General features: G+C 60.3%; 15 protein-coding genes and 1 pseudogene. 4 read left to right on the forward strand and 12 right to left on the reverse strand.

Annotated elements, in window-relative coordinates; genetic code table 11:
• Positions 1–19: 19 nt before the first annotated feature.
• The 3 genes and pseudogenes from K419_RS0102485 to K419_RS0102495 all read right to left on the reverse strand — a co-directional run.
• Positions 20–295, reverse strand: a pseudogene (locus K419_RS0102485) (transposase); the annotation flags it as partial.
• 957 nt (positions 296–1,252) lie between these two features.
• Positions 1,253–1,972, reverse strand: a complete 720-nt coding sequence (locus K419_RS0102490; RefSeq protein ID WP_026840177.1) for a creatininase family protein — start codon at positions 1,970–1,972, stop codon at positions 1,253–1,255.
• A 172-nt stretch (positions 1,973–2,144) separates the two neighbouring features.
• Positions 2,145–5,927 carry a PAS domain S-box protein gene (locus K419_RS0102495; protein ID WP_026840178.1) on the reverse strand — a complete coding sequence of 1,261 codons (3,783 nt, stop codon included), beginning with the start codon at positions 5,925–5,927 and terminating at the stop codon, positions 2,145–2,147.
• A 324-nt stretch (positions 5,928–6,251) separates the two neighbouring features.
• Between K419_RS0102495 and K419_RS0102500 the strand changes: the two genes are divergently transcribed.
• Entirely contained in the window at positions 6,252–7,076 is an 825-nt protein-coding gene (locus tag K419_RS0102500) for a CvfB family protein (RefSeq protein WP_026840179.1), read from the forward strand.
• A 117-nt stretch (positions 7,077–7,193) separates the two neighbouring features.
• Here K419_RS0102500 and K419_RS0102505 read toward each other — a convergent pair whose 3' ends face one another.
• The 4 genes from K419_RS0102505 to K419_RS0102520 all read right to left on the reverse strand — a co-directional run bounded on the left by K419_RS0102505 (position 7,194) and on the right by K419_RS0102520 (position 10,288).
• The gene (locus K419_RS0102505) at positions 7,194–7,868 is read right to left on the reverse strand and encodes a Bax inhibitor-1/YccA family protein (RefSeq protein ID WP_026840180.1); all 675 of its coding nucleotides are present in this window, start codon (positions 7,866–7,868) and stop codon (positions 7,194–7,196) included.
• 235 nt (positions 7,869–8,103) lie between these two features.
• Positions 8,104–9,165 carry an NADH:flavin oxidoreductase/NADH oxidase gene (locus K419_RS0102510; RefSeq protein WP_026840181.1) on the reverse strand — a complete coding sequence of 354 codons (1,062 nt, stop codon included), beginning with the start codon at positions 9,163–9,165 and terminating at the stop codon, positions 8,104–8,106.
• Between the two features lie 99 nt (positions 9,166–9,264).
• Positions 9,265–10,074, reverse strand: coding sequence for a bifunctional DNA-formamidopyrimidine glycosylase/DNA-(apurinic or apyrimidinic site) lyase (mutM, locus tag K419_RS0102515; RefSeq protein WP_026840182.1), 810 nt, complete (start codon positions 10,072–10,074; stop codon positions 9,265–9,267).
• Between the two features lie 31 nt (positions 10,075–10,105).
• Positions 10,106–10,288, reverse strand: a complete 183-nt coding sequence (locus tag K419_RS0102520; protein WP_026840183.1) for a hypothetical protein — start codon at positions 10,286–10,288, stop codon at positions 10,106–10,108.
• Positions 10,289–10,603: 315 nt separating this feature from the next.
• Here K419_RS0102520 and K419_RS0102525 point away from each other — a divergent pair, with 315 nt between their 5' ends.
• Entirely contained in the window at positions 10,604–12,811 is a 2,208-nt protein-coding gene (locus K419_RS0102525; RefSeq protein ID WP_026840184.1) for a PAS domain-containing sensor histidine kinase, read from the forward strand.
• A 273-nt stretch (positions 12,812–13,084) separates the two neighbouring features.
• The gene (locus K419_RS0102530) at positions 13,085–13,786 is read left to right on the forward strand and encodes a GntR family transcriptional regulator (protein ID WP_026840185.1); all 702 of its coding nucleotides are present in this window, start codon (positions 13,085–13,087) and stop codon (positions 13,784–13,786) included.
• A 1-nt stretch (position 13,787) separates the two neighbouring features.
• Here K419_RS0102530 and K419_RS0102535 read toward each other — a convergent pair whose 3' ends face one another.
• The 5 genes from K419_RS0102535 to K419_RS0102555 all read right to left on the reverse strand — a co-directional run bounded on the left by K419_RS0102535 (position 13,788) and on the right by K419_RS0102555 (position 22,153).
• Entirely contained in the window at positions 13,788–14,636 is an 849-nt protein-coding gene (locus K419_RS0102535; protein ID WP_026840186.1) for a sensor histidine kinase, read from the reverse strand.
• Positions 14,637–14,717: 81 nt separating this feature from the next.
• Positions 14,718–16,496 (reverse strand): acyl-CoA dehydrogenase family protein, encoded by a 1,779-nt coding sequence (locus K419_RS0102540; protein ID WP_026840187.1) that lies wholly within the window; start codon positions 16,494–16,496, stop codon positions 14,718–14,720.
• Between the two features lie 136 nt (positions 16,497–16,632).
• Complete coding sequence (locus K419_RS0102545) at positions 16,633–17,805, reverse strand: thiolase family protein (RefSeq protein ID WP_026840188.1); 1,173 nt, start codon at positions 17,803–17,805, stop codon at positions 16,633–16,635.
• Between the two features lie 138 nt (positions 17,806–17,943).
• On the reverse strand, positions 17,944–20,313 hold the full coding sequence (locus K419_RS0102550) for a 3-hydroxyacyl-CoA dehydrogenase/enoyl-CoA hydratase family protein (RefSeq protein ID WP_026840189.1): 2,370 nt from the start codon (positions 20,311–20,313) through the stop codon (positions 17,944–17,946).
• 28 nt (positions 20,314–20,341) lie between these two features.
• On the reverse strand, positions 20,342–22,153 hold the full coding sequence (locus tag K419_RS0102555) for an AMP-dependent synthetase/ligase (RefSeq protein WP_026840190.1): 1,812 nt from the start codon (positions 22,151–22,153) through the stop codon (positions 20,342–20,344).
• A 323-nt stretch (positions 22,154–22,476) separates the two neighbouring features.
• On the opposite strand from K419_RS0102555, the gene K419_RS0102560 reads away from it, so the two are divergent.
• Complete coding sequence (locus K419_RS0102560; RefSeq protein ID WP_012530557.1) at positions 22,477–22,797, forward strand: hypothetical protein; 321 nt, start codon at positions 22,477–22,479, stop codon at positions 22,795–22,797.
• Position 22,798 lies beyond the last annotated feature (1 nt).

Here is a 22,798-nt window from a genome sequence, read left to right on the forward strand (position 1 = left end):
GCTATTGGTCGATCCCGGACTTTTTTTTAAGCCAGTCCAGTTCCATCTTCAACCGCCCGATCTCGGAGTAAAGCCGCTCCGGACTGGCCGCCGGATCATCGGGCTTCGGGCCGCGCTTAGTCTCGAAGATGCCTGGCGCCTGCGCGATGAGCTCTCGTTTCCACTCGCCCACCTGAGTCGGATGGACACCGAATTCCTGGGCGATTTCGTTCAGCGTCTTGACGCCGCGGATCGCTTCGAGAGCCACTTTCGTCTTGTACTGGCTGGTGAAACTTTTGCGCTTCCGTTCGCTCATTGCCTGCTCCTTTTATCGCAGGCGCCATCTTAAACTATTGTCCTGAAAATGGGGTCCACTATACCGGTTTTGGGAAAAGTGGAACAGTTTTCCTCAAAACTGTCACCAGATTAGAAAAAAGTTGTACCAGATTAGAAAAAAGCTGGACCGGTTTCCGGGAAAGTGGAACTGCTTTTATGGAAACTGTTCCTGTTTGGCGAAAAGCGTAACTGGTCTACTGAAAAGTGGAACTCTTTTCAGTTAAACTGATCACGTTTTTAAAAAGTTGTACCACTTGGGAACATCGATCTGTTTGTCAAAGTTGGGCGTGAAGAATTTCGTTACATCTCGTCTACATGACTGGCCTTCGGCGGTGTGGGATGGATGGATGGGAGGGAGGCTTTTGGCACTTCCCTGGAACTTACTTTTTACGTCCCATAAGATATATTATGTCAAGTTGAGTGTCTGGGGTCGTGTGGTTTGCTGGGAGGTATGCGACTCGTTCTTTTTCGAAAGGATAATGGTGGCAGGATTTTACCGGCGAGGTTCTACACTCACTTCGTGTTTCGCTTCTCTCGGAGGTACGCTCAATTATATACCCGGGCATGCTCCCCGCACTCTTGGCTTTGAAAAAAAAAATTCGCTCTCCTGGTCTGATGTCGTTTCCGCGTGTTGCTCCTTAACTTCTCACTCCCTTTAGCTCCCTTTAGCTCCCTTTAGCTCCCTTTAGCTCCCTTTAGCTCCCTTTAGCTCCCTTTAGCTCCCTTTAGCTCCCTTTAGCTCCCTTTAGCTCCCTTTAGCTCCCTTGCGACCCCTTACCGTCAACCGTCTTCTGCGGTCAAACTCCTTCCGCCGACACCTCCGATGGTAAAACCGCTTCTATCGCTGTTGTATGAAAAATGGGTGCAGGCCTGCCCCTGCACCCATGCAAAAAGTCCCTTTAAAAGGCAAATTTGGAAGCCGCTTTTTTGGGCACTTTTACCAGCGCCGGCTCTCTAACGCCTTTACCAGTTCGACCACCTTGTCAGCTACCAGTGATTCCAGCAAACGCCCTTTTTTGGCGGTCGCCTTGCCGGGATCGCCCCAGACTCCGCCGGGCCAAAAGCTCCGCTTGTCCCGAACCAGGATCCCCGTCGGAAACGACGGGTACTCGGCCTCGGCAAGCCCTTTGACCAGATGCGGATGCGAGTGCATGATCCTCGAGGTCTCGATCTCGCCCGCGTGGGCGTCGCCACGGGTCTCGATGATCCCGGCGCCGGCTTCCTTGGCCAAATCGTACTCGGTGACGACGGCCATGTTTATCTCGGGCAACTCGCGCATCAGTTCTTCGCCGGCGTCCTGCAACGCCATCTTGTGCGAACCGCCGGCATGACCGGTCAATGCTATGAAATTGGTGAGCCCATGCGAGTGCAGTGATCGCACAATATCCTTGAGCAACGACTTTAAGGTCGCGGTGCTGATCGAGATGGTCCCGGGATGGCACGACGTCGATCGGCAGGATCCGTAATGGATCGGCGGGGCCACGAAGAGCGGAATCCTTTCAGCCGCGCGTTTGCCGACCTCGTATGCCTCGATGGTGTCGGTGGATAACGGCAAGTGGCTGCCATGCTCCTCGACCGACCCGAACGGAATGTACACGGTCTTACTGACCGTCAGACCCTGGGAAAACTCCTCCATGGTCATACTTTCTATCAGCATGGCGAATCTCCTTGATAAACAAATGAATTCAATAGGATTTTACAAGGAACCCCCCTCCCCTGCTTTTGTAATTGGAGGAGGGGAGGGTCGTGGCGCGCTAGGCGGAAGCGAAAGAAACAGGTGGTCCCCTCCCCTATTTTGCCATCCGGGAGAAGGGAGGGAAACCGCCACTCTACTGCGCGTCCAGCATCTCGCGGACTTTTCTGGCCAATTCCATCGGCTTCGCAGGCTTGCGGATGAGATCGATACCATCCATGGCGATACCCTTGTCCTGGATCAGGTCCGCGGTGTAGCCGCTCAAGAAGAGCACCTTTAGCTGCGGCGAGCGCTCCCTGAGCTTCTCGCAGAGCTCTTTTCCGTTCATCTTGGGCATGATGACGTCTAACAGCGCCAGGCTGATGTCGTGAGACCTCGACTGGTAAATCTCGAGCGCCTCTTCACCGTTTCCAGCCAGGATGACGTTGTACCCGTATCTCTTCAATACCGACTCAACGAGTCGGCCGACCGAGGCGTCGTCTTCGACGACGAGTACCGTCTCGCTCCCACCCTGCGGAACATAGCTAGGGGACTGCTCCACCGTCTGCGGCTTTTCGACGTTGAGGGGGAGATAAATGCTGAAGGTGGTCCCGAACCCGCGCTGGCTGAAGATGGTGACGTACCCGCCGTGCTGCTTGATGATGCCGTAGACAATGGAGAGGCCAAGGCCTGTCCCGCGCCCCGGAAGCTTGGTGGTGAAAAACGGCTCGAAGATCTTTTGCTGCGTTTCGGGATCCATCCCGGTGCCGGTATCCGTCACAGTGATCAGGGCGTAGCGCCCAGGCATGCCGTACCCGTGCAGCCGGTGGAATTCCTTGTCCAGCTGCACCGCCTCTGTCTTGATGGTCAGCTCGCCGCCGCCGGGCATGGCGTCCCGCGCATTGGTGCCCAGGTTCATCAGTACCTGCTCGATCTGTCCGCTGTCGGCCATCACCATCAGCTTTTCTTCGCAGAAAGAGGTCTTCAGCGTAACATCTTCGCCGATGATGCGGACCAGGAATTTGACGTGCTTTCGCGCCAGGTCGCTCAATTCCACCTGGTGCAGCAGCATAACCTGTTTGCGACTGAAGGCAAGAAGGCTTCTGGTCAGATGTGTGGCACGGTCGGCGGCATCGAGGATCTGTTCCATACTCTCGAGCCTCGGGTCGCCCGCCGGCAGAGAGTGCTGGAGCAGTTGCCCGAACCCCATGATGACGGTAAGTATGTTGTTGAAGTCGTGGGCGACTCCCCCTGCAAGCTGGCCGATGGCTTCCATCTTTTGAGCTTGGCGCAGCTGCTCTTCGAGCTTCTTGCGCTCCGAGATGCTCTCCATGAACGCCATGAAATGGCTTATGGCGCCGGCGCTGTTCCTGATCGGGGAGATGGTGGCATGCTCCCAGTGCGTCGCTCCACTCTTGTACCGGTTGTAGAGCTCCCCGGTCCAAACCCGCCCCGAAGTGATGGTATTCCAGAGCCCCTGGTACAGTTCAGGCGATGTCTTGCCGCTTTGCAAAAGTTTCGGGTTGCGGCCGATGACTTCATCCGCCTCATAGCCGGTGACGTGGGTAAAGCGGGGATTGACGAACTCGATGTTGCCGAGAGTGTCGGTTATGATGATCGAAACCGGACTTTGCATGACCGCTTGGGAGAGTTTCAGCAGTTGCTCTTCCGCGAGCCTGCGCTCGGTCATATCCTTGTAAATGATGACGGCGCCCACCAGTTCGCCGTCTTCTCTTATCGGGCTGCAGTTGCATTCCACGTAGAAGCTGGTGCCGTCCTTGCGCCAGAAGAGTTCTTCGCTCTTGTAGGGGCGCCCCTCTTGGCACGCTGCGACGACCACGCACTCCTGGATCGGGGAGGGGGATCCGTCTTCCCTGCTGTGATGCATCAGCGCATGCTGGTTTTGTCCCAGCAGTTCCTCCTGAGTCCACCCCACCATGTCAGCGGCAGCAGGATTGACGAAGGTGATCCTCCCCTGCGTATCCACGCCGTTGATTCCTTCGCCCGCGGCATCGAGGATCAGCTGCAGTTGTCGCCTGGTCTTTTCGTGCGCGTCCTGGGCCAGCTTGCGTTCGGTGATGTCCTCGATCACCTGCAGGGCGCCGACCAGCACGCCATGCCGGTCCCTGATCGGAGCGGCGCTGATGGTGATGTAGTGCCCCTCTCCCGACGGATCGCGGTACCACCCTTCGGCCTGAAGGCCGCCGCTGATCAGGGGGGATTCCTGGTAATGGCTGTAATGCTTCGGCAGATCATCGGGCGCATCGTCGAGGATCAGGTCGGCCAGAAGCGGCCTCTCCGTTTCATAGAATATCTTCCAGAGGTTCTCCAAGCCGAGCACTTCATCGGCCTTAATGCCTGTGAGCGCCTCCAAAGCGGAGTTCCAGATGATGACGCGATGCCGGTGATCGAGCACGAAGGTAGGTACCGTCGAATTCATCACTAGGCTCTCGGCGAACTCTTTCTGCGTCTGCAGCGCTTCCTCGGCCTGCTTGTGTACGGTTACGTCCAGCATGGCGCCGAGGATGCCGCCGTAGCTTCCGTCGCTGGCCGGGAAGGTGGTCTTGAAGAAGGTGATGTCACGCTGGGTAAGGTGGCCGTTGAGCGCCTTCGCGTCGAACACCTGAACACCGCCTGCACTGACTAGTTCCTCGTCCGAGCGGTGGTACTGGTCGGCCAGATCTGACGGTACTACGTCGTAGACGGTTTTCCCCAGGAGTTCGTCCCTGGTGATGCCGTTGAAGTCGAGGAATGCCTGGTTGCAGCCAAGGTACCTTCCCAGGGAGTCCTTGTAGTAGACCGGGATGGGGATGATGTCGATGAGGATCCTGGAGAAATCCAGCTGGCTCTTCAGCTCGCTTTTCTGGGCTTCCAGCTCTTTCAGGAGCTGATCGAAGGCATCGCGCAGCACCCCGATCTCGTCGCCCGTGTTGACGCCGACTGCTTCGGCTGCCTCCTTGTGTTGCGTCATGCCCCGGATCTGTTCGGTAAAGGCAAGTAGCGGCGCCGTCAGGAATTTCATCGAGAGCCAGACGACGAGTATCGAGATGAGCAACACCACCGCCAGGGCGAAAAGGACGTAGGTCCGCGCCTTGTGGATCGGTGAGTAGGCCTCTTTCTGCGGAAAGTTCGAGGCGAGGATCCAGCCGGTGGATTTCAACCTCTTAAAGGAGCTGATCACCTGCACCTTGCGGGAGTTCACCGTTTCGCCGGTCCCCTCGAACCCGGCAACGGCACGGTCGTAGAGTACGTTGGCGCCGACCGGGACGTCCTTGCGGAAGATGCGCCTGCGGTCGGGATGGACGATCATGGTCCGGTCTTTGTTGTACAGGTACAGGTACCCTTCCTTGCCGAGCACCACGCTCCCGATCCTGGTCAGGAAATTGTCCTTGGCGAGGTCTATGCTCCCGGTCAGAACGGCGGAAACCTTCCCGTCGTTGCCGAAGATGGGCGAGGTGAACATGATGATCGGGTGATGGTGCGGCTGCGCCGAGATGAAGGGTTCGGATATCTGCGGTTTCCCCGCGGCAAGGGTATTTTTCAGGTAGTCGCGTTGCAAAAACGTCCTGCCAAGGAGCGTCTTTTCCACCGGGTTGCCGGAGATGAGCACTCCCTCGGGCGAGAAAAGGAAGAGGCCGTTGTCGAACATGGCCAGCGTGTCCGGCCGTTCATCGAAGAACGTTCTCAGCGCAGCCTGGTCCTTTACGGCCCCTTTGCTCAGGGTCCCCGCTGTGGCAACGAGCTCGGTCTGGGAGGAGATTATCTTGTCGTCGATCTGGTCCGCGATGGCGGAGACCATGTTGAACTGCTGGGTATACAGCAGCTGCTTGAGCTGGCCCACGAAGTACATCTGGGTGGAAATAGCGAGAACAGACAGCAACCCCGCTATCAGCAGCGATATGGTGACCGTCATCTTGGTCTTCAGACTGAAAGGTAACAAGCAGCCTCCGTGCTATCAACCACAGTTATGCCGGTTGACGCCAATATCTGCCGAAGCGGTGCATGTGCGTGGTGAAAATAACGTAAACACGACACCTTAATATGAATTCCGGCTGCGTGTCCAGACCAAAAAGAGAGGGCTTCGCTCTCCGGAATGGCAGCTAACTAGCTGTTGTTGACGGCAGTACCTGCTACCATGGCCAGATTAAAATAACTGTCGGGCTTTGATGCGGGATCTGCTATAGTAATCGGAATAACTGCCAAAAAATAAAATAGTATTTTGTAATGTTACGGCGTGCCGCAACATGAAATGGAGCGCCAACCGATGCTGGAAATAGGTAAATACAACAGGCTTGAAGTAAAAAAGATCAGCGCCATCGGCGCATTCCTCGTCTCGGAGCTTGGGGACATCCTGATGCCGACCAAGTACGTCCCCGAGGGGCTGCACCCGGGCGAGCACGTAAAGGTCTTCGTCTACCTCGATTCGGAAGACCGGCTCCTGGCGACCACCTTGACCCCGAAGGCCCAGGTGGGGGACTTCGCCGTACTGGAGGTGAAGGATGTCGGCAACGTGGGCGCGTTTTTGGACTGGGGGCTGGAAAAGGACCTGCTGGTACCTTTCAGCGAACAGCCAAAGCCTCTGAACAAGGGAGAAAAGCACCTGGTGCGGGTCTACCTGGACCGTTCGGAGCGCATAGCGGCCTCGGCCAAGCTGGGGAAGTTCCTGGAGAAGTCGCGCATCGAACTGAAGGAGGGAGAGGAGGTAAGGCTCACCTTCTACCAGTTAGGCGAACTGGGGGCCAAGGTCATCATCAACGACCGTTACGACGGGCTCTTGTTCAAGAGCGAGCTCTTCGGCAGCTACGAGGTGGGCACTTCGGTCAAGGGGTTCGTCAAGAAGATCCGCCCCGACGGCAAGATCGACGTGACGCTCAGGAAAGGCGGCGGGAAGGACCTCCACGGCAGCCGCGAGAGCGTGCTTCGGGTGCTGAGCGAGAGAGGGGGCTTTCTTACGGTGGGCGACAAGTCTTCGCCTGAGCTGATTTCGGAGATGTTCAGCATGAGCAAGAAGAGCTTCAAGACGGTGATCGGGAACCTCTACAAGGAAGGGGTGATCCAGATCACGCCTGAGGGTATCCGGCTGCGCTGACCGCCCCCTCCCCTATCTGCAAAAAAAAAGAGCCCGGTCGCCGCTGCGATCCGGGCTCTTTATGTTATGGCACCAGGCTAAGGGGGACAGGCACCTGCGCCAGTCCCCCTTGCGGGTCTAGCGGCGGTCGCCGAAAAGCCTCAGCATGGAGAGGAACATGTTGATGAAGTCGAGGTAGAGGGTAAGAGCGCCGAGAACGGCACCCTTGCGGCCGGCGTTCCCCATCTGCTTGATTTTCTGCGTGTCGTAGGCTGTGAGCCCGGTGAAGACGATAACGCCGCAGACGCTCAGTACCCAGGAGAGCATGGAACTGTGCAGGAACATGTTCACCAAGGAGGCGATCACCACGCCGACGAGCCCCATGAACAGGAAGCTCCCCCAGGAGGTGAGGTCGCTGCGGGTCAGGTAGCCGTACAGGCTCATGGCGCAGAACATACCCGAGGTGACCAGGAAGGTCGAGGCGATGGAGGTCGAGGTATAGGCGACGAAGATGCTCGACATGGTGAGCCCGTTAACCGCGGCGTAAATAAGGAAAAGGGCGCTCGCCGTGGTGGCGCTGATCCTGTTGATGGCGCCGCTGATGGCGATAACGAGCCCCAGTTCGCCGAACACCAGCGCGTAAAAGAGGATGCGGTTGCCCAGGATAGCCTGAAGCAGAGCCGGCGAAGAGGCGGTCATCAGCGAGACCAGGGCGGTGAGAGCCAAGCCTCCCCCCATCCATCCGTAGACCCCCCTCATCACGCCCCCCTGGGCGATGCTGATCGTTCTTGCTTGTGTCTGATATCTTTCCATGCTGTCTCCGTTAGTTATTCGCGTTTTAATACGGGCGCTTTTGCATTCCGTCAAGGGCGTCTTCACCTGTTACGCGTGAAGAAATGCTCGCCGTGTTTGAAATATATTGGCAACGCCGGTGATTATACAGACAAATCTGCCAGAATGTACAGCCTGTTCGACCATGGACAAGCATTTGTCACTCAATGAAGGTGCCAGTGTGACTTCACGCTGGTTGCGGCCAACGACATACGCTTCATTTAGCCCTTTCGTACTGGCTGGGCCATGCGGAATCGATCTGCAGGGCTTTGGCCGCGTGCAGCGGCCAGTACGGGTCCCTCAGCATCTCGCGCGCCAGGAACACCGCATCGGCAAGACCCGTCGCCACGATATGCTCGGCTTGCACCGGGGCGGTGATGAAACCGACGGCGCCGGTGGCGATGCCTGCCTGCTTCCTGATCTCGGTGGCGAAGGGGGTCTGGAAGCCGGGGCCGAAAGGGGGCGCCGCCTCGGGCACCAGTCCGCAGCTGGAGCAGTCGATCAGATCGACTCCGATCGCCTTGAGCCTTCGCACCAGCTCCACCGTCTGCTCCAGATCCCATCCACCCTCCATCCAGTCCGTTGCCGAGACCCTCACGAACACCGGAAGATGCTCGGGCCAGATCTCGCGCACAGCCTTCGCCACCCGCAACGGGAAGCGGCAACGGTTCTCCAGCGACCCTCCGAAATCGTCGGCGCGCAGGTTCGACAGCGGCGAGAGGAACTCGTGCAGCAGGTAGCCGTGCGCCATGTGAATCTCCACCACCTCGAATCCCGCTTCGGCGCTGCGGCGCGCGGCAGAGGCGAACTGCCCCAGGATGATCTCCAGGTCCTGGACGGTTGCCTCCCGGGGAGAGGGGAAGTTCGCGGCAAACGGAACCGGGCTGGGGGCGATGGTCTGCCAGCCGCGGTGGTTGGCATCCACCGGGCCGCTCCCTTTCCAGGGAAGGTCGGTGGAAGCCTTGCGCCCGGCATGGGCCAGCTGGATTCCCGGCACCGCACCCTGTTCCTTGATGAAGCGGGCGATGGGGGCAAAGGCCCGGGCGTGGTCCGCGCACCAGATGCCGGAGTCGTCCGGCGAAATGCGCCCCTGCTGGGAAACCGCCGTCGCTTCGACCATGACGAGCCCGGCGCCGCCGACCGCCCGGCTTCCCAGGTGTACCAGGTGCCAATCCGTCGGCATCCCGTCTTTACTTGAATACTGGCACATGGGGGAGACGAAGATACGGTTTTTGAAGGTCAGCTCCCGCAGCTGCAGCGGGGTAAAGAGCATGCTCATTGGTTAACCCTCCCTATGAAAGAATCGCGGGGCAAGCCCCAACCCCTGCGGCAGTTTATCAACCGGCAGGGGAAGGTCAATGCAAAGGCGCAGTTAAAGCTAGCTCTGGCAGCGGGGGCAGTAGAAGGTGGAGCGGTTGCCGAGCCTTCCCCGCTCTATGGCGCTGCCGCATTGCCGGCAGGCGAGCCCTTCCCTGCCGTAGACGAAGAGCTGCTGCGGGAAATAGACGAGCTTCTCCTCGCGGACGCTGAAATCCATGACGCGGCCGGCCTCGATGGAGGCGGCGAGGGTTTTCTTGATGCAGTCGCAAAGCCTGTAGCAGTCGGCCTCGGAAAGGGAGCCCGCCGGTGTGGACGGAAGCATGGCGCAGCGGAACAGGGTTTCGGCCGCGTAGATGTTGCCGAGACCGGCGACCACGGAACTGTCCATCAGGAAGCGCTGCAGAGGCGCCTTCTTGCCGCGGCTTTTGCGGTAGAGGTAGGGGGCGGTGAGCTCATCGGTCAAAGGTTCCGGCCCGATTCCCTGCAAAAGCTTGTGCTTTAGCGGGTCGCCGGAGGTGAAGTGAATCGAGCCGAAGCGGCGCACGTCGTTTAGCCGCAGTACAAGCCCGGACTCAAGCTCCAGGTCGAAGTGGTCGTGCACGCCTGCGCCGGCTCCGGCGGGAACCAGGCGCAGGTGCCCGGTCATGCCCAGGTGCAGCAGCAAGGAGCCTTGCCGGCAGGTAATGACCAGGTACTTGCCGCGACGGGTCAGCGAAAGGATGCTCTGGCCGGCAAGAAGACGCGGGAGTTCCTGCGGCACCATGGTGCGCAGTTTGGCGCTGCGAATGGCGACAACGGCGATCCTGGCTCCGACCAGTTGCGCTGCGATCCCCAGCCGCGTCACTTCGACTTCAGGTAATTCGGGCATCGGTGCTCCGTGTGGACCGGCGTGCGGCTTGCTACCCCATGGGCATCGGGTTGCAGACGTTGTCGGCGGAGTTGGCCTCGGCCCCGCAGGTAAAGCAGGTGACGGTCGGATGGTCGGTTATATGCGCGATCTCCTCGCTGCGCCCGGCGCTCTTCAACATGCAGATGTGACCCGTATGTTTGGCTCCACACTGGCAGGTCTTGTTGGATTCCATGTCTTAACTCTCCTCTATGGATGTGAAATATCGAACTACAAGTACCCCAAACATGCTGTGGCAGTCAATACATCTGTTAGTCGAATATCAACGTGTGCAACATGACTCACAACGGCGGCGGCCAGTGAATATTAAAAGCTATCTGCCAGTACGACAAATTTGCAAGAAAACATTATCAAGATATAATTTGCACTTGCTAGTTTAAAAATTCGAAGATATATTAGAGAACACTCAAGCGCCTGAGCACTGCCAGTCTTTCGGGCAGCTATGACAATATTTCGAAGGTGTGCGGGCAACATCGGCAACGAGGGGAAAATGAACAATCTGTCGGAAGCTGCGACCCCTGTCAACATCAGGACGAAAAGAGCTCCTGTTCCTCTTGCGGACCCCGCATCCGCCCCCCTCATGCAGCGGGAGCCTGTCCGCATCGATTACGAGCAGGTGCTGCGCACCATCTTCACAACGGCGCCCCTGGGCTTGTACCAGGCCGACATCGACGGCAGGAGAATCGCCGGCGCTGCAGGGGATGACGATAACGAAGCGCTTATCGGCTTCATCCACCCCCAGGAGCGCAAGGCGCTCACGGCCAGCTGGCAGCAGAGCATGGAGAGCGGAGCGCAGTGGTCGCAACGCTTCAAGTACCGTTCAGCCGACGGCAGGGTTTTCTGGCTGCATGCGGTGATCGCCCAGGTGCGAAACAGCCGGGGCGAAGTCACCGGCTACCAGGGTTGCAACCTCGACATCACCGCTGAAGTTCACACCAACGAGCAACTGGCGCTCAGCGAGGAACGCCACCGTAAGGCGGTGGAGGCGGTGAGTTCCGGGATCTGGGATCTGGACGTCGCCACCAGCACCTGCTACTTCAGCCCCTTTTGCTACGAGATGCTCGGCTACCGCCCCGGGCAGTCGCCGGTGAAACTGGAGGACTGGAGCAGCATCCTGCACCCGGCACAGTTGGAGGCCGCGCGCGTCCTGAAGGAAAGATGCGTAGAGGGGGCCGTGGAGAATTTCGAGTTCGAATTCCGCCTGAAGACCAACGAGGGGAAATGGCGCTGGTTTCGCTGCGAGGGGAAAGCGGCCGACCGCGACGCCTCAGGAAAGGCAATCCGGCTGGCGGGGATATTGTGCGACATCAACCAGGGCAAAATGATGGAACACCTGCTGCGCATGGAGCACGAGCTGCTGAACCTGATCACCTCCACGAGCCCTGTCGGTATCATGTTCATAGAACCCGACGGCAAGGTGGCCTTTGCCAATCCCCGCGCCGAACTTATCCTCGGGGAGTCCAAGCATGAGATGGCCGCCAGAAACGACGGCTCCCCGGTCTGGGGCATCACCCGCGAACAAAGCCAAGGCCACGTCGAGCCCGACCTGTCGCTTGGGGAACTGCTGCGCGAAACCCAGAGAATCGCCCAGTTGGGGAGCTACGTCCTCGACCTGGCCGGGGACCGCTGGAACTGCTCCAGCAAACTGGAGGAGATCCTGGGGATGGATCGAACCTTTCCCAGGACCCTGCAGGGACACTTCGAGATGGTCCACGACGAGTACCGGCAGCTTTTCAAGGAAAGGTACCTGGCCGCCATCGGCGACGGGCGCCCCTTCGAGATGGAATACCCGATTCGCAGGCAAAGCGACGGCGTGGAACGCTGGGTCACCGAGTGCTGCGAGCTTTCCGGGGTGGCCGCAGGGAAGCAGCCGCGGATGATCGGCACCATCAAGGACATCACCGAGAGAAAGGAGGCCGAAGAGGCGATCAGGAAACTGAACGACGAATTGGACCGGCGGGTGATTGAAAGAACCTCACAGCTGGCGGCGGCAAAGCAGGAAATCGAGTCCTTCAGCTATTCCGTTTCCCATGACCTCCGTGCTCCGCTGCGGCATATCAACAGCTACAGTTCCATCCTGATCGAGGAGCACGGCCACGCGCTCCCTGAGGAGGCTCACTACTACCTGGAGCGGATCAGCACCGCCAGTTCCAGGATGGGAAAGCAGATAGACGACCTCTTGACCCTCACCAGGGTGGGCAGAACATTGATGAAGCGCCAAACCTTCGACATCAGCCTTCTTGCGTCGGAGGTAGCCGACATGCTGGCCGGGGAGGAGGGGTCGCAACCAGTCGAGTTCCTGATACAGAAAGGGCTGACCGCTTTCGGCGACAGCGTGCTGGTGCGCCTTGTTTTGCAGAACCTTTTGGGAAATTCGATGAAGTACGCCTCACGGGTCTCCTGCCCGGTGATCGAGTTCGGCCAGATTCAGGGTCGCGGGCGCCAGACCTTCTTCGTAAAGGACAACGGGGTCGGCTTCGACATGGCCTACGTGGACAAGCTCTTCCAACCGTTCCAACGCCTGCACGGCTCCGAATTCGAGGGAACCGGCATCGGGCTTGCCACGGTGCGCCGCATCATCGATCGCCACGGAGGGAGCATCTGGGCCGAGGGGATGGAGAACCGCGGCGCCACCTTCTATTTCACCCTTTCCCAGCCGCGCAAAAATGCTGCGCAACACGAGCCGACTTCAAGCTAAGATAAAACCCCGTTCAATAAATATCAATCCTCGCCCCCCCTACCCCGTTTTTCTTTCCCCATGGCCTCGACCGCCAGGGCCGCTGCCTGCTGGAATGGGGCTTCGGCTGACGCGAGGCATCGGCCCAGACATGGCGACCCTCGATTAATCGCCCCCAGGCAAAATATTGCTACCATTTTACCAAACCTTGTTCTATGATATTGCAATAGTTGCAGCAAGCCCCGGCACGCACAGTACAGACAACTGCCTTCAGTGATCGATAGAGGGAATTTTATGAGGAAGACCTACCAGATGGTGGAGAAGGCATTGGTGGCGAGGTTGCTTAAGGGGGATCCGAAACCGGGCTGCACCCTGGAGAGCGAGCGTGATCTCGCGCAAAGCTTTTCGGTGAGCCGGGCCACGGTGAGGGAGGCCCTGCAGAAACTGCAGAATGCGGGATGGATCTCGGTGCAGCAGCGACATTGTACGGTGGTGAACGATTTCTGGTCCCAGGGGGACCTGGAGCTCATCTCCTCCATCACCCGCAACAGCGAGGATTTTCCGCCCGACCTGGCGTCCCACTTCCTGGAGTTGCGGGTCCAGTTCGCGCCGGACTACGCGAGAAGGGCCGTCGAGAACAACGCTGCCGGGCTTGCCGAGATCCTGGCGCGGGCCGACAAGGTCCGCAACTGCGCCGGCTCCCTGGTGAAATACGACTGGGAACTGCACATGGCCATGGCGGTGATGTCGGGGAACAGGATCTATCCCCTGATCCTGAACAGCTTTTCCAGCGTCTACTCCAAGCTGCGCACCGCCCTCTTCACCAGGGAGGAATACCGGCTCCAGGCGCGGAAGTACTACCGGGAGATGCTGCAGGCAGCGAGCACCGGCAACGCGATCCTCGCTGAAAGCATCACGAGGGGCGCGATGAAGCTGAGGCTCGACTCCTTCCAGATCCAGTTCGGCGGGATGCAGGGGCTGCCGGCACCGGCCTGACTCAGGGGCAGAGGGTGAAGCAGATAGTCGCGCCGTTGCCGACCTCGGCCTCGGCCCAGATCCTCCCGCCATGGCGGTGCACGATGCGCTGCGCCGTGGCGAGCCCTATCCCGAGGCCGGGGAACTCTTCCTCGCGGTGCATGCGCTGAAACGGAGCGAAGAGCCGCTGGGCGAAGCGCAGGTCGAACCCCGCCCCGTCGTCGCGGATGTAGTAGACGGTACTGCCCCCTTCCTTTTTTTCTCCGAACTCGACAGTCGCCTTTTCCTTTTGGGCCGTGAACTTCCAGGCGTTCCCCAGCAACTGCTCGATAACCGTCCTCATCAGCTGGGGGTCTGCCTTGACCGGCAGTTTCTCCGCTATCCTGAACTCTACCTGCCTCGCGGGGGCGGCCTGCTGCAAAGAGCCCGCGTATTGGCGCGCCAGCGCGGCCAGGTCCACTTCGACCAGAGTCAGATCCTGTTTGGTCACCCGGGAGAGAAAGAGAAGCGCTTCGAGAAGGTCCTCCATCTTGCGCGCAGACCTGGTGATGCAGTCCAGGTAGCTCTGCGCGGTCGGCTCCAGTTGTTCGTTGTAGTCCTCGACGAGGGCGCTGCTGAAACCGACGAGGTGCCTAAGCGGCGCGCGCAGGTCGTGGGAGACGGAATAGCTGAAGCTTTCCAGTTCCTGGGCAAGAAGGGCGACCTCCCGCTCCGCCTTGCTGCGCCCCTGCTGTTCTTGATTCAAAAGGGCTTCGGTTTCGGCAAGCTTTGCCTGGCAGAGGGCGAGGCGGCTTTCCGGATCACTCGCCAGGGCCGATTGCTGTTCCTGTACGCACACCGATTCTTGTTTTTCTCTTTCCTGCCTCTTCAAACCATCCCCCCTTCAGCGACTCTGCGTCATTCATGTTGCCAATATGTCCAAACACTTCGGTACTGATTTCTCCGGAGACGCCTAGAAAAGATACCGCTCCGCTTCCAGCGCGGCATCGGCAAGCTTGCGCTTTTGCTGCAGCAGACCTGTGGCGTCGTACTTGGTGAAGCGCCGGATGCCGCTCAGCATCAGGGTCAGCGCGTCACCTTCTTCGATGTAATAGGCAGCCTTGCGGGCCGCGGCGGCGCACCTCTCGCCGGCGTTGAAGGTGAAGGTCTTGACTGCCGCCTGCACCGCGTCCCTGCGGGCGGGGCTGAGCGACGGGAGCATCTTCTCGCCCCGCAGCACCGCGCTTTCGATGGCGAAGATGTTGATCACCACGTCCGCTGCGGCTAACAGCACCTCCTGCTCTTCCCTGATGGCGGCCTGGAATTTTTGCGCCGCGCTCCCCGCCAGGACCAGAAACGCCTGTTTCAGCCCGGCCAGGAGCGCCTTCTCGGCGGCGAATGGGACGCTGTCGTCCAACTCCTCGAAGGAGGGGGTCATCAGCGACTCAAAGGCCTTGAGCGCTTCCTGCTGCAGCGGGATCTCGCCCTTCATGGCGCGGGCCAAAAGCGTCCCCGGGACGAGCAGGCGGTTGATCTCGTTTGTCCCTTCGAAGATCCGGTTGATGCGCTCGTCGCGGTAGTAGCGCTCGGCGGGGTACTCCTGCACGAAGCCGTAGCCGCCGTGGATCTGCACCACTTCGTCCGCCACGAAAGCGAGCACCTCGCTGCAGAAGACCTTGGCGACGGCGCACTCCATGGCGTACTCCTCGATGGCGCGCTGGTAGACGTCGTAGTAGTTGAGGGTGTCGCGGGGGATGGTGGCAAGACGCTGGTCGATGAGCCCGGCCAGTCGGTAGACCATCGATTCGGCAGCGAAGACCGCGGACGTCATGTCGGCGATCTTCTCCTTGATGGCGCCGAAGGAGCCTATGGTACGCCCGAACTGCTTTCTCAGGTTCGCGTACTTGATGCCGTCGGCAAGCGCTCCCTTGGCCGCCCCGGTGACCGCGGCCCCGAGCTTGAAGCGCCCTACGTTCAGCACGTTGAAAGCGATCTTGTGCCCCTTGCCGATCTCGCCCAGGACGTTTTGCACCGGCACCTTGGCGTTGTCGAGGATGACCTGGGTCGTGGAGGAGCCCTTGATCCCCATCTTCTTCTCCTCGGGCCCGACGCTCACCCCTTCGAAGCCGCGCTCGACCAGGAAGGCGGTGAAATGCTCCTTGTCCACCTTGGCGAAAATGGTGTAGAGGCTCGCGATGGAGCCGTTGGTGGTGAACTGCTTGGTGCCGTTCAAAAGGTAGTGGCTGCCGTCGGCGGAGAGGGTCGCCGTCGCCTTGGCCCCCAGGGCGTCGCTACCGGAATCGGGCTCGGTAAGGCAGTAGGCCGCGATCCATTCGCCGGTAACCAGTTTTTCGAGGTACTTCTTTTTTTGCTCCTCTGTGCCGTAGTAGACCAGCGGGAGCGTACCGATGCCGGTGTGGGCCGAGTAGGCGACGGAAAAGGAGCCCGAACCGGAGATTTTCTCCGCCGCGAGCATGCTGGTCGCCTTGTCCAGTTCCAGCCCGCCGTACTCCTCTGGGACGTCGATCATCAAAAGCCCGAGTTCGCCGCATCTCTTCATCAGGTGCACCACGTGCTCGAACTGCTGGTGCTCGATCTCTTCCCGCACCGGAAGCACCTCGTTCGCGACGAACTGCTCGGTGGTCTGCCCTATCTGCTTCTGCTCGTCGGTGAAATCCTCCGGGGTGAACAGCTCGTCCTTTCCGGTTTCAGCGATCAGAAACTCCCCGCCTTTGAATATCCTCGCAGTCATAAAGCACCTCTGTCTTGTAATGTCATTTCAGTCGGAGCGGGAAGCCTTCACCCCCGCACACCCCTTCCCTCACCCCCGCCCCCCCCAGAGGGCGAGGGGAGAACACCCGCACTCCGCCCCCCCCACAGTGCTCGACTTAGACCATCTCGAAGATCCCTGCCGCGCCCATGCCGCCGCCGATGCACATGGAGACGCAGCCGTAGCGCTCCTTCCGGCGCCGCAATTCGTGCAACAGCGTCGCGGTCAGCTTGGTCCCGGTGCATCCCAGCGGATGCCCCATGGCGATGGCGCCGCCGTTCACGTTGACCCTCTCCGGGTCGAGCTTCAGCTCGTCGATACAGACCAGCGACTGGACGGCGAAGGCCTCGTTCAGCTCGAAGAGGGAGACCTGGTCCAGGGAGAGCCCGGCAAGCTTTAACGCCGCTGGAATGGCCTCGATGGGGCCGGTCCCCATGATCTCGGGCGGGACCCCCTTGACGGCGAAGCAGACAAAGCGCGCCATCGGCTGCAAGCCGGTTCGCTTCAGGAAATCCTCGGAGACGACCAGCGCCGCCGCGGCCCCGTCGGTCATCTGGGAGGAGTTGCCTGCGGTAACGCTGCCGCTGGCCTTGAAGGCGGGCTTGAGCTTCGCGAGTGCCGCAACCGTCGTGTCGGCGCGGACGCCGTCGTCGACGCTAACCTGTTCCACGCTGCACTTCATCTTCAGGCCGTCCAGGCCGCAGATTTGAGCTTCAACCGGGACGATCTCGTCGGCAAACCTCCCCTCCCTTATCGCCTGTGCCGCCTTTTGGTGGCTCGCCGCGGCGAAGGCGTCCTGGTCCTCGCGGGACACCCCGTACTTCTCGACCATGAGCTCCGCGGTGATTCCCATCGAGGCGTAGGTCTCGGGCCAGGCATGGACGAGCCCCGGGTTGGCGCTGAACTTGTTCCCCCCCATGGGGATGAGCGACATGCTCTCGGTCCCCCCCGCGACGATGCAGTCGGCGAAGCCGGCCATGATGCGCTCGGCGGCGGTGGCGATGGTCTGCAGCCCGGAGGAGCAGAAGCGGTTCACCGTCTGGCAGGGAACCTGGTACGGGACGCCCGCCTTGAAAGCGGCGATGCGCGCCACGTTCATCCCCTGTTCGGCCTCGGGGAAGGCGCAACCGATGATGACGTCGTCGAGTTCTGCCGGGTCGATGCCGGTGGCGTCGATGACCCCTTTGATGGCCGCGGCGGCCAGGTCGTCGGGGCGCACCTGCCTCAGTTTCCCCTTGTAGGCCTTGGTCGCCGGAGTGCGCAGGGCGGTAACTATGTATGCGGTTCTCATGGTGTTTCTCCTATAGTCGCTGACCGGATGCAGCTTTTGCTTACCAAATCCCCCCTGTCCCCCCTTCGCAAAGGGGGGAACGTTAGTTCACGTGCAGCGCTTGGAGGGAAAATACGTCCTAAGTTCCCCGACATTCGCCTAATTCCTGAGGGGCCTTCCTTTTTTCAGCATGTGCTGGATGCGCTCCAAGGTCTTCTTCTGGCCGCAGAACTTGAGGAACATCTCGCGCTCCAGCTCCAACAGGTACTCTTCGGTGATGAGGGTGCCGCCGGGGACGTCGCCGCCGGTGATGACGTCGGCTATGCCTGAGGCGAGGTAGCTGTCGTAGCTGGAAATGAAGCCGCCGCGCTCAAGGTTCCAAAGCTGCACCTTGATGCTGGAGGCGACGCTTTTCCCGGGCGCCTTGACGCCAGTTGCCGGGCGCCCCGGCCGGTAATTCGCGGCGAGCGCTATCGCCTTCAGCTTGGCGTCGTGGATGCGCCGGTCCAGGTCGAGCGTGATGCCGTCCCCCTGCCGCATAAGGCCTAGCGCCAGCAGCTCGGCAGCGGAACTGCTCATCTTGCCCATGGCGATGTTCTGGTAGTTGCGGAACAAAAAGGACGAGACGTCGGCCCCGTTCTCCTCGGCAAGCCTGACCGCCCTGATGGCCATCTCCTTGGTGCCGCCGCCGGCGGGGATCAGCCCTACGCCGATCTCCACCAGGCCCATGTAGGTCTCGGCATGGGCGTTGATGGCGTCGGCGTGCAGGCAGGTCTCGCACGCCCCTCCCATGGCGAGGCCGTGGGGAGCGGCGACCACCGGAACCTTCGAGTACTTGATGGACATCATCGCCTTCTGGAAGGCCTTTACGGTAAGGGCTAAGTCGTCCCAGGCCCCTTCCGCTATCGCCATAGCGACCAGCATCAGGTTGGCGCCGGCGGAGAACGCCCCCCCCTCGTTGGCGATCACCATCCCGATCCCGTCGGCCTCGGCGCGACGGATCCCCTTCTGGATCATGGCGAGCGTCTCGCCCCCCATGGTGTTCAGCTTGGAATGGAATTCGAGGCAGAAGACGCCGTCGCCTATGTCGATGAGCGAAGCGGCTGAGTTTCGCTCCACCTCGCCGCCGGCGCTTTTCAAAAGGGTGAGCGAGACGCTTCCCTCGGGCCTCGGTATTTCTGCGAAATCGTGCTTTTCCGGGAGGTACTGGAACTTTTTGCCTGCCTCGACCCGGTAGAAGCTCTGCACCTCTTTGAACCAATCCGGCAGGGCGACGCCGTCGCGCTCGCAGCGGGAGACGAACTCGGCGACCCCGAGGGCGTCCAGCAATTCGAATGGGCCGAGCTCCCAGTTGTAACCCCATTTCATGGCGTTATCGACGTTGACCGCGTCGTCGGCGATTTCGGCAAGCCTCTTCACTACGTAGATCAAGGTATCCCGCAGGGTGAGCCAGGCGAATTGAGCCGCGCGATCCCCACCGGATAGAAGCGTCCTCACGCGCTGCCCGGGGTCGTCGACCTGTTTGGCCGCGGCCACCGAGGCGAACTTGGGACGGACGCAGGGGTTGTAGCTGCCGCTACGGTAGTCGTAGCAAAGCTTCACGCTTTCCCCTTCTACGGTTTCGCGGCGGTAGAAGCCCCCCTTCCCTTTCTTGCCGGTAAGACCGTCGGACACCATGCGCCGGATCTCTTCCGGCACCAGGAACAGCTCACGCTCGTCGTCGCCGGAAAGAAGGGCATAGCTGTTATCGAGCACCCGGACCACCGTATCGATCCCCACCAGGTCCCAGAGGGCGAAGGTGCCGGTCTTGGGTCGGGCGAGCGCCGGGCCGGTGACGGCATCGACCTCCTCGACGGTAAGCCCCATGGCGGTCATGTGGCGCCAGGCGGCGGCGCCGGTATAGGTGCCGATGCGGTTGGCGATGAAGTTGGGTGTGTCCTTCCCGTAGACCACCCCTTTACCGAGCCTCTTCCCCAGGAATTGGGCCATTGCGGCCAGCAATTGCGGGTCGGTTTCGGCGCAGGGGACCATCTCCATCAGGCGCATGTAGCGGGGGGGATTGAAGAAATGGGTGACCATGAAGCGCCGCCTCACCTGAATCGGCAGCGCCCGGGCCAGTTCGTTCACCGAGAGCCCGGAGGTGTTGGTGGAAAGGACGGCGTCCGGCTTCAGGTTCGGGACCACCAGCTCTGCGAAGAGCTTCAGCTTCACCTCCAGGTTCTCCAGCACCACCTCGATCACCCAGTCGCATTCCTTGAGCCTTGCCGCGTCGTCCTCGAAGTTGCCGGGATGGATGTACTCGGCATAGGCCGGGGCGTACAGCGGCGCGGGCTTCGCGAAGGCTAAGGCGGAAAGCGCGTTCGAGGCGATCCGGCTTCGCTCCCGGTCCTCTCCCTCTCCCCGGGGCGGGGCGTCGGGGGGAACCAGGTCCAGCAGCAGGACCTCGACGCCGGCGTTGGCCAGATGGGCCGCTATGGCCGCTCCCATGACCCCTGCCCCCAATACCGCGACCTTGTTTATCTGTCTCATCACGTCCTCCGATTGCGCAGGCAGGCCCTTACGATTCGCTGCCGTTGTAGAGATGGTCTATCTGGTCCCGGTACCGCTCCGAGATCACCTGCCGTTTCACCTTGAGGGTCGGGGTCAGCTCGCCGCTGTCAATGGTGAAGTCGCGCGGCAAGAGCGCGAACTTCTTGATGGCCTGGAAGGGGGCAAGCTCGTTGTTGACCGCCTCGACGCGGCTTTGGTACAGCTCGATCACAGGCTGGTGCACGACCAGGTCATCCAGGTCGTGGTAGGCGATTCTGCGCTCCTGGGCGAATTCCAAAAGCCTTTCCAGGGTCGGGACCAGAAGTGCTGTCAGGTAGGGCTTCCTGTCGCCGTAGACGTAGGCCTGGGAGATGTACTTGTCCCGCTTCAGGAGGTTCTCGATCGGCTGGGGGGCGATGTTCTTCCCGCCGGCGGTGACGATCAGGTCCTTTTTGCGGTCGGTGATGTAGAGGAAGCCTTCCTCCAGGCGGCCGATGTCGCCGGTCCTGAACCAGCCGTCGGCCAGCGCCTCCTTCGTCGCGGCCTCGTCGTTGAAGTAGCCGGCCATGACCTGCGGGCCGCGCGCCAGCACCTCGCCGTCGCCTGCTATGGCGATCTCGGTAGAGGCGAGCGGGGTCCCGACCGATCCGAAGCGCAGGGCGTCATAGCTGTTGCTGCAAAGGACGGGGCTCGTCTCGGTGAGGCCGTACCCTTCGAAGACCGGCACCCCGATGATCCAGAAGAACTCGTTGATCTCCCGGTCCAGGGGCGCGCCGCCGCTTGCGCAGAACTTGAGGCGGTCGCCGAAGCGGCTGCGCAGCTTGCTGAACACCAGCCGGTCCGCGATCGCGTGCTGGAAGGAAAGCCAAAACGGCACGTATTTATCTATGTAGCGCGCGTAGACGTAGCGGCGCCCGACGGCAAGGGCGCGACGGAACATCTTTCTCTTGAATAGGGAGAGCTGATGCACCGCTTCGTAGATGCGGGAGTAGATCTTCTCGAAGAACCTAGGCACGCAGACCATGATGGTCGGGTGCAGCTCCATCATGTTCTCCGAGATCTTCTCCATGCTGTCGGCGAAGGCGATTGTTGCGCCGCAGGAAAGGGGGAGGTAGTACCCGGCGCTGCGCTCGAATACATGGCTTAAGGGGAGAAAGCTCAGAAAGAGGTCCTCCTGCCCCACCCCTCCGACCTTGTCGAGGGTGGCCCAGACATCGAAAACGAGGTTGCCGTGGGTGAGTACGGCCCCCTTGGGGGTGCCGGTTGTCCCCGAGGTGTAGATGATGGTGGCCGGCATTTCCGGGGTGAGAGAGTCGATCACCGAATCGATCTCGGCCCTTTCGGTGTCGAGGATGGGGTCGTCCACCTCGCTCAGCTGGTAGAAGGTAGTAACCGGCAGCGCCGCTTCGCCCAGGAAGCGCTCGAACGAGATCACGTGCTCCAGATCGGGCAGCGCGTCCCGCACCTGGAGCAGCTTCCGGTATTGCACCTTGCCGGAGAGAAAGACGATGCGCGCCCCGCAACTGGAAAGCGCATAGGCTATCTGGTCCGGGGTGCCGGTGGCATAGACCGGGACGGTGACGCCGCCGCCGCAAAGGATGCCCATGTCGGCGATGATCCACCCGGCGCGGTTCTCGGACAAGATGGCGATCCTGTCCCCAGGTTTCATCCGCAGCTTGCGCAGCCCCCGCGACACCATGAGCGCCCGATTGTAGAACTGGGCGTAGCTCAGGGTGACCCACTGTCCGTTCTTTCTGAACTTGACGGCGTTAAGCGCTTGGTATTGAGCGGCGCTATGTCTGAGCATGTCCGGTATCGACCGGTAAGGAACCTTTTCCATGACTGACTCCAACGGAGAAACTGGAAAATAAAAGCTCCATTGCTCAAAGCATAGTACATGGAGCAGACATATATCAAGCTACGAAAATGTCTTGTGGAAGTATTCTGCTGCCGCAGCTATGAATAAGGAGCTTGCAATGCGGCAAGGAATGGTTTGACTTCGGCGGCGCTGATCAATATTATCCCGCAGTCAGAGTTGTACAACCTGGACAGGATAAAAATATCCCACTGACAGTCAGCCTTGCTCTTTGCCGCTATCCGGCGAGACCGCAGTGCTGACAGGAACTGTTACAGCTAAAGTATTTGAATAGGGGACAGAGAGTTATGCATGAAGATCAGAAAGTCGTAGAAGCTATAACCGGGGAGATGGGTACTTTATTCTGTAAAGGGGTATTCACCGACAGGACTGTCTTCCGCTTTACCTTGGGAGAAGCTTCCATCACCATCGCAATATCGGCCGACAGTTACACGCTGGAAGGGGACGCCGGGAAGGCGGACTGCTCCTGCCGCACCAGCGCGGAGATGTTCAGTAAGATCTGGCACGACGGGTACCGCCCCGGCATCATGGATTTCCTGGGGGGAGCCATCAACTCGGATGCCCCTTTGCTGCTGCCGCAGTTCCTGCGGGCCTTCGGCAAGCTCTAAG

Origin of the sequence: Citrifermentans bremense R1 (assembly GCF_000426865.1) — a bacterium.
Taxonomy (GTDB): Bacteria; Desulfobacterota; Desulfuromonadia; order Geobacterales; family Geobacteraceae; genus Geomonas; species Geomonas bremensis.

Coding starts and splice junctions, on each gene's coding strand:
- K419_RS0102530 (WP_026840185.1), top strand. CDS start 13,085: ATGAGGAAGACCTACCAGATGGTGGAGAAGGCATTGGTGGCGAGGTTG.
- K419_RS0102520 (WP_026840183.1), bottom strand. CDS start 10,288: ATGGAATCCAACAAGACCTGCCAGTGTGGAGCCAAACATACGGGTCAC.
- K419_RS0102550 (WP_026840189.1), bottom strand. CDS start 20,313: ATGAGACAGATAAACAAGGTCGCGGTATTGGGGGCAGGGGTCATGGGA.
- K419_RS0102490 (WP_026840177.1), bottom strand. CDS start 1,972: ATGCTGATAGAAAGTATGACCATGGAGGAGTTTTCCCAGGGTCTGACG.
- K419_RS0102555 (WP_026840190.1), bottom strand. CDS start 22,153: ATGGAAAAGGTTCCTTACCGGTCGATACCGGACATGCTCAGACATAGC.
- K419_RS0102500 (WP_026840179.1), top strand. CDS start 6,252: ATGCTGGAAATAGGTAAATACAACAGGCTTGAAGTAAAAAAGATCAGC.
- K419_RS0102505 (WP_026840180.1), bottom strand. CDS start 7,868: ATGGAAAGATATCAGACACAAGCAAGAACGATCAGCATCGCCCAGGGG.
- K419_RS0102545 (WP_026840188.1), bottom strand. CDS start 17,805: ATGAGAACCGCATACATAGTTACCGCCCTGCGCACTCCGGCGACCAAG.
- K419_RS0102540 (WP_026840187.1), bottom strand. CDS start 16,496: ATGACTGCGAGGATATTCAAAGGCGGGGAGTTTCTGATCGCTGAAACC.
- K419_RS0102560 (WP_012530557.1), top strand. CDS start 22,477: ATGCATGAAGATCAGAAAGTCGTAGAAGCTATAACCGGGGAGATGGGT.
- K419_RS0102510 (WP_026840181.1), bottom strand. CDS start 9,165: ATGAGCATGCTCTTTACCCCGCTGCAGCTGCGGGAGCTGACCTTCAAA.
- mutM (WP_026840182.1), bottom strand. CDS start 10,074: ATGCCCGAATTACCTGAAGTCGAAGTGACGCGGCTGGGGATCGCAGCG.
- K419_RS0102525 (WP_026840184.1), top strand. CDS start 10,604: ATGAACAATCTGTCGGAAGCTGCGACCCCTGTCAACATCAGGACGAAA.